The sequence below is a fragment of the Streptomyces sp. 8K308 genome, from assembly GCF_004348315.1.
Lineage (GTDB): Bacteria > Actinomycetota > Actinomycetes > Streptomycetales > Streptomycetaceae > Streptomyces.
The window spans coordinates 1-11149 of sequence record NZ_SMKC01000241.1; the positions used below are offsets into that span (position 1 = coordinate 1).

The following is an 11149-nucleotide window of genomic DNA, read 5'->3' on the forward strand; positions in this document are numbered from 1 at the left end:
CTCCGCTGGTCAGCAACCCGGCCCCCGGGCGGTGGGGGAATCCCACCAGCTCCGCCAACCACCGCACAGCGGTGCGCTCCAGCAGAACGCCAGCGTGGTCTCCGCCCGCGCAGCTGGGGTTCATGGCGGCCGCCAGCGGGGCCATCAAGACGCCGGCCGGCGACGGTGGCGAGTTGACCCAGCCGAAGAACCGAGGATGCCCGTTGCCCATCGGATACGGCAGGACGCGGTCACGCACATCATCCAGCAGGTCCGCCAGCGGGCGGCCGTCGGCGGGCAGCGGCTGCCGGGTGAGCCACGTGCGGTCCGCCTCGGGCACCGGCCGCCAGACCGGCCCCCCGGCCACTCCCGCCAGGTGATCGGCCGCGAGGTCCGCCGCCGCCTTGGCCGCTCTCCGCAGATCACACATCGTGCCCTCCCGACATGCGGTGGAGCTGGGAGCCGGCCGCCGTGGCCAGCGCCATAGCCAGGTAGTACACACACACGTCGGCGGAGTCGTTGGCGAAGGCGTGCCGACGGTTGCCGGGGAAATAGGCCGCGTCCCCGGCCACGAGCCGGTGGGGGACACCGTCGATGGTCAGGCGCAGACGCCCCTGCTCCACTGCCACGTACTCGTGCGATCCCGGCGCGTGCGGGGAGAACTCCCCCGCGTCCACGCCCGGTTCCAGGGTCGTGCGCATGAACTCGAACTCGATGTCCGGCAGGACCGGGGAAAGAATCCGCCGTTCCCACCCGGCGGGATCCCGTACCACTTGCTGCCGGTCACCGGCCAGAACCACGACGCCGGGGCGCACCGGTTCGTCCAGGAGTCGAGCGATCGAGGTCCCCAGCGCGGTCGCCAAACGGTCGAGAACCAACACACTCGGTGTCTTCGCGCCGCGTTCCACCTCGGACACCATGCTCTGGCTCACGCCGCTCAGCTCGGCGAACCGCTCCAGACTGATACCCCGAGCCCGCCGCTCACCCCGGATCCTGGCCCCCAGCTCCGGCATGGACAGACCGCTGGAGAAAGTGCTGCCGTCACTCATGTTCTCCACTATAGCGAAGCTAAATCCACTATTGAGCAGGATCGGGCACCGCGGTGACACCGCCCGGGTGGGACGGATGATCGTCACACACGTCGAGCGTCTTCTTCCCGCAGCAGGCGGCAGCCCGCAGCCCCTGCCGGTACCGCGTGCTTCTCGGCACACGCCCGCCCCGGCAGCTGCACAGCGGGACGGGGACGGGAAGCGGGAATGTCGTGGCGCACCGCACGCCGCGACAGAGCGGGGAGGCAGGCGTGAGCGTCAGGTTCGTCTCGGTCGTCGGGGCCGACACGGCGTTGCTGCTGCACGCGGTGACCCACTACCGCACTCTCGGTATCGAGCACTTTCATGTGATCCGGCACGTGGAGCGCCGGGACGACCCGGCGTTGGCGGAGTCAGCCGCCGGGGCTACGGGCCATCGGCCTCGACTTCTCGCGCATCGTGGAGGGTCCCTGGCACGAGGACTTCAACAGTGCCCTGCTCCGCGAGACCATGGCCGAGCACCCCAACGACTGGTGGGTCGTTGCCGACCTCGACGAGTTCCACGTCTACGACCGACCGCTGCCGGATTTCCTGGCCTACTGCGAGCGGGAGGGCTACGACTTCGTCGAGGGCGCCTTCCTCGACCGGGTGGCCGAGAACGGCGAACTCCCGGAGGTGGGCGGACTCGGTGCCGTTCCGCTGTGGCGGAGATATCCGCTGGCCGGCATGCTGACCCTGCCGTTGCTGGGCGCCAGGCCCACCAAGGTGACGCTCGCGCGAGGCTTCGTGGAACTCGACCTCGGCCAGCACCGCGCGTGGACCGGCAGCGGCGCGCCGGTGCACGAGATCTACGCCCAGGTGCACCACTTCAAGTGGACCGCCTCCGTCGAGCGTCGACTCACCAGGGAGTCGCCGCCTATGCCTCGGGCGAGTGGCAGCTTGTCCACCCGTCGATCGTCGCCGAGTCGCGGGCGTTCCTCGATCACCTACGCCGACACGGTGGCCGCATAGACGTGGCGGATCCCGCCTTTCGCTTCGTGCGGTGTCCCATGGAGTACCACGGCTTTCCTGGCTGGTCCGAGGTCGGGCCGGCGCTCAGAGAGCGGTTCGCCGCCTACGACGCGGCCCGCGCCGCGCGGCGGAAGCAGCACACACCGATCGTCGGGAAGTCGTCCTCGTGACGACCGGTGGCAGTCCACTGATCAGACGGTTTGGATATCTCACATGCCCGAGTCCGATGTCCTCATGCGACGCCTGCGAGCCGCGGGTTTCGACGTTCGCTCAGTGGAGGATTGCGCTGGTGGCGTCGTCGCCATCGCGGGAATAGCCTCGCTCGGCGACGACACCCGGATTTTCGCCAAGTGCCTTGGCGGTGAGAAGGAATCCGACGTGTTCGAGGTCGAGGCCGCCGGGTTGGCCCGTCTTCGGGAGACGGGTCGGGTGAGAACCCCAGACGTGTTGTACGTCTCGCCACGTCTCCTGGTGTTGCATCGACACCGTCCCCGGCCGGAAGGGCATTCCTTCTGGGAGCGGCTGGGAGCCGTCGTCGCGGCCCTGCACGCCGACCCGGTCGGGGAGCGGTTCGGCTGGGAGCGCGACGGTTGGCTGGGCCGTATGCGACAGGACAACACCTGGCACCAAGACGGCCACGCCTTCTTCGCCGAACGACGACTGCTTCGGTGGATCACCGAGCCCCTGGTGGAGACGGCCCTCGACGCCACGGACCGCCAGGCACTCGAAGCCCTGTGCGCGGCCCTCCCCGAGATCGTCCCGGCCCAGCCACCTGCTCTGACCCACGGCGACCTGTGGGCGGAGAACGTTGAGCGATCAGGACGGCGCCCCGGTCCTGATCGACCCCGCCGTCTCCTACACCTGGCCCGAGGTGGACCTGAGCATGCTCTGGTGCTCGCCCCGACCACCGGAATCCGAGCGCTTCTTCGCCGTCTACGCCGACCACGCGCCACTGCTGGACGGCTGGCAGGAGCGCATGCCTCTCCTGCACCTCCGTGAGCTGCTCAGCACCATCGCCCACGGCGACGACGACTGGGGCGCAGCGGCCGCCGTGCGGGAGATCCCGGCCCCATTCCGGAAGCACCACCGCGGATCGCCGACCACGCCCGACAGGGCCGTTGTCGTGGCACGAGACAGGGAGTGACCGATGGCCCGCGCCCCGGTATCAGTGGGAGTCATGCTGCCGCGGCACCTACCCGCGCTCGCGTCCCGAGTAGCGAAGTTCAAGCCTCGGCTGTCCCGTGGAACGGCCGCCACCGGTGCCCGGGTGGCCGTCCGCCCAGAACTGCGTGATGTTCCAACCCTCGGCCGTCCCGGAGGACGGCCGCCACGCTACGTCCCAGGGCAGCTGCCTGCCGCTCCTCGGGTTCCAACCCACGGCCGCCCTCGCGGACGGCCGCCACGTTGACCGTCTTGGGCTGGCCGGCGGCGTTCTTGTTGTTCCAACCCACGGCGGCACCGCCGCCGCCGTCGCCCGCCACGCCCGCTACACCGGCAGCGCCCTCAAGATCTGCGTGCCCGACCCTGAGCACTCCGCCTACTTCAACGGCCGGTACTGGCCCGACCCCACCATCACCGACAAGGGCTCCCACATCGAGGGCATCGGCCACCCCACGTCGAAGCCGCCCACCCCGACCTCTTCGCCATCGACCCCCACTCAGCCGTAAGCCCAGGAGGCACTTTCGTTTTTCTGATCAAGATTCGGACGCCCTGCCAAGTGAAACGCGCAGGCTAGTGCTGCTCCTTCCCAGCGGCGCACTTCTCAACGTCGGCCACCCGGGCTGCCGGGACTGCGTTGAGTGTCAGCTTCGAGCGCCAACCGTCGGCGACTCGAGGCCTTGGCTTCGGTCGTGCTCCGCACGGGCGGATGCGATCTCGGCGAGGTGGTCGCTGCTCCATGCTATGAGAGGAGCGGCTGCGTGGAGCAGGCTGGTGCCGAGGGGGGTGAGCCGGTAGGTGACGTGGGGCGGCATGACCTCGTGGACGGTGCGGGTGAGGATGCCGTCTCGTTCGAGGCGCCGCAGGGTGACGGTCAGCATGCGCTGGCTGACCCCCTGGACAGCGCGTTTGAGTTCGTTGAAGCGGCGAGGCCCGTCGCTCAGGTTGGACACGACGTAGAGGGACCACTTGTCGGCCACCAGATCCAGTACTTCACGGACGTCGCACACCTCGGTGTCGGCGGGGCTTTGGCGGGCGTTCACGGTTACCTCCATGAAACCGGGCACGCGAATGTGCCTTATTGACCTCGTTATGGGCTGATCGCAGGATAGTTCAGCACGGCCCCTCTGAGGAACCGTGCTGAACACATGTAGCTGTGCGCTGGATTCCGCATGCCTCAGTCGCATTGTTCGAGCGGCGACGTTCATAGGCAGGTTCTGCTCCCGTGAAGTTTCCGTGATCCATTCTCCTTATTGAGTGGGATGTCGGCCCGTAGTCACATCTCTGACCGACTACCGAGCGGTGAGTTGAGGCAAGAATGAGAATCGTCGTATGCGGCACCGGTTTCGTCGGCAGCGCTTTGGTGCGGGAGTTCACCGCGCGCGGACATGAAGTGACCGCCGTGTCACGGCGCCTCAAAACCAGCATTCCGGAGGGAGTCACCCAAAGCGCCGGCAGCGTGCATGACCCCGCCTTCCTCGAGGAGGTAGCCGTCGGTGCGGATGTCCTTGTTTCGGCGCTACCGGCCATCGCCGACGGTGGCGGACTCGATACGGGCGTGGCGGCTCTTCTCCGACGCGCCGGGCAGACCGGGGCGCGCCTCGGAGTGGTCGGCGGCTCGGCGGTGCTCCCGCTGTTCGAGGGCGGGCCGCGGCAGGTCGACACCCCTGGATTCCCCGCCTGGCTGCTTCCGCGTGTCGAGGTGCACGCGCGAACGCTGGGCGTACTCGATGCGGCGCCTGAGGGTATCGATTGGTTCTGTCTCGTCCCGGCGGCAGATTTCGGCCCTCACCGACCGGGCGTGCGCACGGGTTCCTACCGTACGAGCGCCACTGCACAGGTCACCGATGAACAAGGGCACTCCATGCTCGGAGTGGAGGACTATGCCATCGCTTTCGCCGACGAGATCGACACCCCGCGAATTCGTCGCGCTTGGCTCGCCGTCGGCTATTGATCCAGCATCGATCGAGTGGTTGCCCGCCCCGTCCAAATTCTTGATATCCAGGTCGGGCTGCTCTGTCTGTCGTTTCTGTAAATCCAAAATTCGAGAAGGGCAAGCACGCCATGACCGATAAGAAGATCATCGCAGTGGTGGGGGCGACCGGCTCGCAGGGAGGCGGCCTGGTGCGCGCCGTCCTGGACGACTGGAACGGGCCCTTCACCGCACGGGCTCTCACCCGAAATCCGGACTCGGCGAAGGCCAAGGAGTTCGCCGCGCGCGGTGCCGAGGTGGTCCGGGTGGATCTCGATGACGAGGCGAGCCTGCGTGTCGCGTTCAACGGCGCTTACGGCGCGTTCGTCGTCACCAACTACCGTGAGCAGCTCACTTCCGAGCAGGAAGCGGCTCGCAGTCGTGCACGGAGGGAGCTGGACCAGGTCAGCAATGCGGCGCGTGCGGCCAAGGCCGCCGGGCTCAAGCACGTCGTGTGGTCGACGCTTGAGGACACGCGTCCGCACTTCGCGTTCCTCGGCAGCGATGTCCCGACCCTCGAAGACGGCTACAAGGTGCCGCACCTCGACGCCAAGAACGAAGCAAACGCCCACTTCACCGCGTTGGGTGTGCCGACAACCTTCCTGGAGACAACGTTCTTTTACGAGATGTTTGTCCTCGCCGGGCTGAGCCCGCGTCGCGGGGCGGACGGTCAGGCGGTGCTCTCCCTGCCAATGGGAGACAGCACTATGGCACTCGTGGCCGCCGAGGACATCGGTCGTACCGCTCACGGCATCTTCCGGGCCGGAGCCCGGTTCGTCGGCCGCACGGTGGGGCTGGCCGGCATCCACGCCACCGGCGGTCAACTGGCCGAACTTTTCGCCAAGGTGCTCGGCGAGCCGGTCGCCTACCGGCCGATGACCCACGACCAGATGCGCAACGCCGGATTCCCGGAGGCCGAGGAGCTCGGCAACATGTTCCAGTTTTTCACCGAGGCCGCCGCGACGTTCGTCGGCAACCGCGATCTCGACTTGGTCCGGACGCTCAACCCACGACTTCGGACGCTCGAGGACTGGCTGATCGACCACCGCGAGCAGCTGAAGTCCGCTCTCTGAGCCCCACGCCCGGTTCCGCAGGCGACCGCGCAACGAACTCTGCCGGCAGCACGCCTCTCAGAGGTGTTGCCGTGCCGACTGCCCGTCGCCCTCGCTCTGCCGCCGGCGGTGCTGGCTCTCTTCCCGAGGGCCGCCGATGCCCTCCCCGACGAGGCGGTGCGCGGCAAGCGCACGCCAGCCATTCCGCCGACTTCTCGATCCGCAGCAGCACAGGAGGTTATTCATGTCCCTTGAGTTGAAGGGTAAGACCGCCCTTATCACCGGCGCCACCGCCGGCATCGGCCGGGCTGTCGCGAGCACACTCGCGGAACTCGGAGCAGCCGTCGTCGTGCATGGCCGCGCTGCCGAACGGGGATCCTCGGTGGTGGAAGAGATTAGCGCGGCTGGCGGAACCGCTCGGTTCGTCGCTGCGGACCTGGCCGACCCGGATGCCGTACACAAGTTGGCTGAGGCGGCCGGACCGGTCGACGTGCTGGTGAACAACGCGGGCGTCTTTCAGTTCGGGCCGATGCTCGAAGCCACTGCCGAAGCGTTTGATCTCCACATGGCTGTCAACACCCGCGCACCGATGCTGCTCGTCGCTGCGTTGGCGCCAACGATGGCCAAGCGTGGCTTCGGAGTGGTCATCAACATCACCACCGGTGCCGTGTCCACTCCTGTGCGCGGTGGTGGGGTCTACGTTTCCTCGAAGGTCGCCCTCGACTACCTGACTCGTGTATGGGCCGACGAACTGGGCCCCTCGGGCATACGCGTCAATGCTGTGGCCGCGGGCCCGACCCGTACCCCAGGTATGCAGGCACGCGGAGCCGACCTGGCCGACACGCTCGGCAGAACGACTACAGCCCTCGGCCGCGCCGCTGATCCTCGTGAGATCGCCGAGGTGGTCGCTTTTCTGGCATCCCCTCGCTCTGGTTACGTCACGGGAGCGGTCGTCGAAGCTCGGGGCGGCACACCCGCGCATTCCTGAGCCTCACTGGCGACGCAGGCGGGATTGGCGGCGACGGCCGGGCCCCTGTTTCCCGCGGGGCCCGGCGAACGACCTCGCCCCGCCGGCGGGTTGCCCGGTGTCGTAGAAGAGGAGGGCCCCGGGCGGCGGTGCGTGGTCGCCGGGGTGGGCCAGTCCGGCCCCCACCAGCCGGTCCCAGTGGGCGTTGGCCGTGTGCGAGCCGCTGTTGAGGTAGCCGTAGGCCTGGGCGACGAAGCGGTCGCACATGCGGTACCAGCCCGTTTGCCCGCGGCGAAGGCGACGGCGGCAAGCACGGTTCGAATGCGCAACACGTCGCGCTCTACCTCGGCGACGACCAGGTCGCCACCAACGACATCCTCGACACCTACCCGGGCGAGGGCCGCATCGCCATCGTGCCTCGACACCGGCTCACCGACGGCCTCTGGCACCTCAACTACCGCGGCTGGACAGAGCCCGCCTTCCCAGGCGCCGGCGGCACAAGCACCATCTGAGGGGACGCCCGGCCATCGAAAGGGGCCCATCCCTCTTCTGCGTGAACTACGGCACCCGGCCTCGCCCCTGACCCCTCAACCGCTTGAAGGTGGAACCGAATTCGCCCCCACCTCTCGCACGACAACGGAGAATCCCACGAATCCCATTCGGGCTGGCCGAGCGATCCTCTTCCTGCTCCCCTACGTGCTTGTCGTCGTCGGCATCCTCGCCGCGGGAAAGACGGCCAACACCCCCGAAGGCCTCCGCGATGGGCTGCAGGCGCTGGCCATCGCGGCAATCGGCGCGGTCTGGGCCTATCTACGCGCGCGGCGGACGTGGCGTGATGGGGCTGACGACATACCAAGCCAAACGACTGCGAGCCAGGAGTAACACCTGCTGGCCAGCGGTGGCCTGACACCGGCGATAAGCTGCGCCCAGACCCCGAATACCTCGCGCGAGGAAGGAGCGGTGCCCATGCCAGCGAAAGAGCGCGAAAGCACACGCACAAGGCCGCGCACCCTAGCGGAGAAGTTGCAGCTACTCCGCGAAATGAAGGTCCCCCGAGGAGAGCTGCCGCCGTCGTACGAGATTACCGCGCGCCAGATCGCTGACATTACCGGCGTCTCCATCTCCGGCCCCTACTTCTGGGAGCTGGTAACCGGCAGAACGACAAACCCGAAGCTGCACCATCTACGAGCCCTGGCACAGTACTTCAAGGTTCCGGTCGCCTACCTTGCCGACGACGAGGCTGACTTCGAGCAATTGGAGTCGGAACTAGAGCTGCTGCGATCGATCAAAGTCCAAGGGGTGAACGACAGCACCGCCGATCTGGCCACTATGCAAGGACTGCTCGGCAGGATCCAACTACTGGAGAGCTTCGGGGGCGAGGAGATTCGAGAAATGGCTCTACGTTTGCGGCTACTGAACGAAGACCAGAGGAAGATGCTCGACGAAATCGCCGGAGACCCGGAACTCCTGGCAGCTCTGAAGATTGACATGGTCCGCGAGATCACACGGCACGCGTTCCACCTGTCTGACGCCAGCCAGCAGGCCGCCCTGACGATGGTCGAGCACCTCCACCGTACGGAGCAGTCCTTCGCAGCCAGGTGACGGCCCCCTCGTCGACCAGGAAGATCCGGTCAACGAGCTTGCCGGGCCTGAGCGATGAGGCGCTCGGCATGCCGACGTGAGATCGACAGCTCCTCGGCGATATCACCCGCACCGATCGCCTGTTCCGTCGCGAGCCGGCGTCGCACCTGCTCCACGCGCTGCTGCGCCACCTTGTAGCGCGGATCGTTGTCCCGCCGGCGCGGCCCGCGGTCGACGGCACCCCGCGGTCGGCCGCCGCCTGCTCCGCGGCCTGGTCGGGCGGCGAGCCAGGCCGGGATGGCTGCCCGGCGGAAGTGGGGCACACCGAAGACCTTCACCGGGCGGGGGCCGAGGCCCTTGGAGATGTAGCTCGCCCAGGTCTCTGCCGTTGGGCGCTGATCCTCAGGGATCGTCAGGCGGGCCTCCTCGAGGTCGAGCAGGTCCTCGGGATGGGGCTCGGTGGGGAGCGGCGGGATGGGCCGCCCCTCGATGGCGGCGAGGAGTTGTTCCTCGTCCCAGATCCGTTGACGAGCTTCCGGCCTGCTGAGCGTGGGCGGCAGCGTCCGCCACGCCTTGCGGTTGCGGAAGGTCCCGAGCGCGACACCGAGAAGCTGCGCGGCACGGACCGAGTCCGCGGGCGTGCGACCAGCCGGAATCACCGCAGATCCGTCCTCCTTGCGCATCGCGGCCATCAGGCCCATGCAACCGTGTCGGCCGCCGGATGGGAAGCCGACTCCCCCGGTTCACGACGATGCGCCCCGCACCCGTCGCAATGGGACGAGCGCAGGGCGCATGATGGGTCCGCCGTCAGCTCCTCACCATGTGGAGACCGGGCGGCTCGGGCATCGCCTCCTCGTAGAGGTGACCGAGGGCCCGTAGCGCCAGCTCGCGGTGGTTCTCCGTGCGGTGGAGCAACCGGAGCAGCAGTCCTGCGGCGCGCTCGTGCACCTGGGCCGAGGTGCGGCGGAGGGTGATGACGTAGGCGAGCGTGTGCACGTCGAACACCTCAGACCGAGCGAGTTCGCCGACCGGGTGCCCACTCAACTCGGCAATCTGACGGAGCAGTTCCGTCAACTCCTCGATCGCTCGGTCGGTTTCGTCTTGCTTGACCGGCCCGTTTGACTCCTGAACGAACAGGCGAAGGCGATCTGTCATTTCTTCTGCCTTTCCAGTTCAGCTGCGGGGAGACGGGGGACGCTGCCGGGGGATTCTCGGGACGACCGGCGCATTGTCGTCGTAGCCGTACATGCTTCGACTCCTTGTGTGTTCAGTGGATTCGCACAGGGCGGTAGCGGCGGCCAAACCGCTTCGGCGCCCGATTGCCATCGGAAGCCACCAAAGCTTCCGACATGGAAAACATTAACAATTTTCCTTCACCACAGATCGCAAGAACCACCGCACGTACACACCGATTTCTGGATGTCCCCAAGATCCCGATACGCTGCCCCTCCTACGTGCCTCTCCTTCGGGATTGCGTCCGTGGGTTCGCAAGGAACGGCGGTCGGGCCAACCTCCTTGAGGTCCGCCGCAACGGCGGACGGCCGCCGTTCCGCACGAGACTCGGCAGCGCGGCAAGACTCAGCCACTGCCCCGCAAGGGCATGCCGACACCAACCCTGCCGCCCACCTGTTCCACTCTCGGTGAGATCTTCGATACCCTGCGCCAGGCGTCCCGGTGGGGAGACCGAGACGCGCCGGGAGGGACACTCATGAGCGAAGACGCATCCGAAGCGCGGCGGTGTGGCCGCCCCACACGCTCCGGGGCACCATGCCGGGCGATTCTGCACGGACACGACGTCGCCTGCCACGTCCATGCCACCGATCAAGATCGTGCGTTGGCCGAGGCATATGGGCGTGGCCGCCGTAACGGATTCGAACAGGGCATGGAGATCGGACGAGCAGGTGCCGAGCGCACCATCGAGCACCTGCGTCGCCGTATCCAAGAACTCGAAAAGGAGGACGCCGACGAGGCCACGCCCGTCACGGACGGCGGAGGCGACCAAATCGTCGAAGTCAACGGCTACGCCTACCGTTGGACCGGGCAACCGCCACTCTGCGTCGGCGATCAGGTGCTCCTACCCGAAAACTACGTCAGCCGCTTCAAACATGGCCCCGGCCCCTTCACCGGAACAGTCACCGGCCTCGGGTCCACGTACCAAGGGGAGCTGGCCTCCATCCTCCGGCGACTACCAGCGGGCGCCACAGACGACGACTGAACTCACCGCAGCGGCCCGACTCTGGCGACGGGCGCCGGCGGGTCTATCAGGAATCAGGTGTAATTCGTCTGTTTGGTCTATAGATTTCTTATTATGCCGATCAGCCTACACTCGTCCGGCGGTCAGTCGGCCGTCGAAGAGGAGGTCGAACTCGTTGAGGGCGCTCTTCCAGCGGTTGTTCCAGCG

General features: G+C 67.4%; 13 protein-coding genes and 2 pseudogenes. 9 read left to right on the top strand and 6 right to left on the bottom strand.

The window, feature by feature from the left end; all coding sequences use genetic code 11:
* Positions 1–409: pseudogene (locus E1265_RS26045) on the bottom strand (amino acid decarboxylase); the annotation flags it as partial.
* Entirely contained in the window at positions 402–1115 is a 714-nt protein-coding gene (locus tag E1265_RS26050; protein WP_207931206.1) for an XRE family transcriptional regulator, read from the bottom strand. The pseudogene E1265_RS26045 and the gene E1265_RS26050, both read right to left, overlap by 8 nt.
* A 351-nt stretch (positions 1116–1466) precedes the next feature.
* Here E1265_RS26050 and E1265_RS26055 point away from each other — a divergent pair, with 351 nt between their 5' ends.
* The 4 genes and pseudogenes from E1265_RS26055 (at position 1467) to E1265_RS26065 (ending at position 3685) form a co-directional block, all read left to right on the top strand.
* Positions 1467–2018 (top strand): hypothetical protein, encoded by a 552-nt coding sequence (locus tag E1265_RS26055; RefSeq protein WP_132933452.1) that lies wholly within the window; start codon positions 1467–1469, stop codon positions 2016–2018.
* Positions 2019–2056: 38 nt separating this feature from the next.
* A complete protein-coding gene (locus E1265_RS40405; RefSeq protein ID WP_279571465.1) occupies positions 2057–2188 on the top strand; it encodes a hypothetical protein in 132 nt (43 codons plus the stop codon).
* Positions 2189–2252: 64 nt separating this feature from the next.
* A pseudogene (locus tag E1265_RS26060) lies at positions 2253–3162 on the top strand (fructosamine kinase family protein).
* Between the two features lie 148 nt (positions 3163–3310).
* The gene (locus E1265_RS26065; protein ID WP_132933453.1) at positions 3311–3685 is read left to right on the top strand and encodes a hypothetical protein; all 375 of its coding nucleotides are present in this window, start codon (positions 3311–3313) and stop codon (positions 3683–3685) included.
* Positions 3686–3820: 135 nt separating this feature from the next.
* Here the strand turns inward: E1265_RS26065 and E1265_RS26070 are convergent, their stop codons facing one another.
* Positions 3821–4219 (bottom strand): helix-turn-helix domain-containing protein, encoded by a 399-nt coding sequence (locus E1265_RS26070; RefSeq protein WP_243741114.1) that lies wholly within the window; start codon positions 4217–4219, stop codon positions 3821–3823.
* Between the two features lie 275 nt (positions 4220–4494).
* On the opposite strand from E1265_RS26070, the gene E1265_RS26075 reads away from it, so the two are divergent.
* The 3 genes from E1265_RS26075 (at position 4495) to E1265_RS26085 (ending at position 7188) form a co-directional block, all read left to right on the top strand.
* The gene (locus E1265_RS26075) at positions 4495–5130 is read left to right on the top strand and encodes an NAD(P)H-binding protein (protein WP_132933455.1); all 636 of its coding nucleotides are present in this window, start codon (positions 4495–4497) and stop codon (positions 5128–5130) included.
* A gap of 110 nt (positions 5131–5240) precedes the next feature.
* A complete protein-coding gene (locus tag E1265_RS26080; protein WP_132933456.1) occupies positions 5241–6221 on the top strand; it encodes an NmrA/HSCARG family protein in 981 nt (326 codons plus the stop codon).
* A 223-nt stretch (positions 6222–6444) separates the two neighbouring features.
* On the top strand, positions 6445–7188 hold the full coding sequence (locus tag E1265_RS26085; protein WP_132933457.1) for an SDR family oxidoreductase: 744 nt from the start codon (positions 6445–6447) through the stop codon (positions 7186–7188).
* 3 nt (positions 7189–7191) lie between these two features.
* On the opposite strand, the gene E1265_RS26090 is transcribed toward E1265_RS26085, so the two are convergent.
* Positions 7192–7434 (bottom strand): hypothetical protein, encoded by a 243-nt coding sequence (locus E1265_RS26090; protein ID WP_132933458.1) that lies wholly within the window; start codon positions 7432–7434, stop codon positions 7192–7194.
* Between the two features lie 699 nt (positions 7435–8133).
* Between E1265_RS26090 and E1265_RS26100 the strand changes: the two genes are divergently transcribed.
* Positions 8134–8769, top strand: coding sequence for a helix-turn-helix transcriptional regulator (locus tag E1265_RS26100; protein ID WP_132933459.1), 636 nt, complete (start codon positions 8134–8136; stop codon positions 8767–8769).
* A gap of 29 nt (positions 8770–8798) precedes the next feature.
* Here E1265_RS26100 and E1265_RS26105 read toward each other — a convergent pair whose 3' ends face one another.
* Complete coding sequence (locus E1265_RS26105; RefSeq protein WP_132933460.1) at positions 8799–9440, bottom strand: hypothetical protein; 642 nt, start codon at positions 9438–9440, stop codon at positions 8799–8801.
* Between the two features lie 115 nt (positions 9441–9555).
* Positions 9556–9903: a hypothetical protein gene (locus tag E1265_RS26110; protein WP_165953880.1), complete on the bottom strand. Its 348-nt coding sequence runs from the start codon at positions 9901–9903 to the stop codon at positions 9556–9558.
* Between the two features lie 727 nt (positions 9904–10630).
* On the opposite strand from E1265_RS26110, the gene E1265_RS26115 reads away from it, so the two are divergent.
* Positions 10631–10963 carry a hypothetical protein gene (locus E1265_RS26115; protein ID WP_243741115.1) on the top strand — a complete coding sequence of 111 codons (333 nt, stop codon included), beginning with the start codon at positions 10631–10633 and terminating at the stop codon, positions 10961–10963.
* Positions 10964–11149: the final 186 nt, after the last annotated feature.

What these genes read in the sequence shown, in the direction of transcription:
- E1265_RS40405 (WP_279571465.1), top strand. Translation starts at nt 2,057, where the DNA reads ATGGAGTACCACGGCTTTCCTGGCTGGTCCGAGGTCGGGCCGGCGCTC.
- E1265_RS26065 (WP_132933453.1), top strand. Translation starts at nt 3,311, where the DNA reads ATGTTCCAACCCTCGGCCGTCCCGGAGGACGGCCGCCACGCTACGTCC.
- E1265_RS26075 (WP_132933455.1), top strand. Translation starts at nt 4,495, where the DNA reads ATGAGAATCGTCGTATGCGGCACCGGTTTCGTCGGCAGCGCTTTGGTG.
- E1265_RS26080 (WP_132933456.1), top strand. Translation starts at nt 5,241, where the DNA reads ATGACCGATAAGAAGATCATCGCAGTGGTGGGGGCGACCGGCTCGCAG.
- E1265_RS26085 (WP_132933457.1), top strand. Translation starts at nt 6,445, where the DNA reads ATGTCCCTTGAGTTGAAGGGTAAGACCGCCCTTATCACCGGCGCCACC.
- E1265_RS26090 (WP_132933458.1), bottom strand. Translation starts at nt 7,434, where the DNA reads ATGTGCGACCGCTTCGTCGCCCAGGCCTACGGCTACCTCAACAGCGGC.
- E1265_RS26100 (WP_132933459.1), top strand. Translation starts at nt 8,134, where the DNA reads ATGCCAGCGAAAGAGCGCGAAAGCACACGCACAAGGCCGCGCACCCTA.
- E1265_RS26105 (WP_132933460.1), bottom strand. Translation starts at nt 9,440, where the DNA reads ATGGCCGCGATGCGCAAGGAGGACGGATCTGCGGTGATTCCGGCTGGT.
- E1265_RS26110 (WP_165953880.1), bottom strand. Translation starts at nt 9,903, where the DNA reads ATGACAGATCGCCTTCGCCTGTTCGTTCAGGAGTCAAACGGGCCGGTC.
- E1265_RS26115 (WP_243741115.1), top strand. Translation starts at nt 10,631, where the DNA reads ATGGAGATCGGACGAGCAGGTGCCGAGCGCACCATCGAGCACCTGCGT.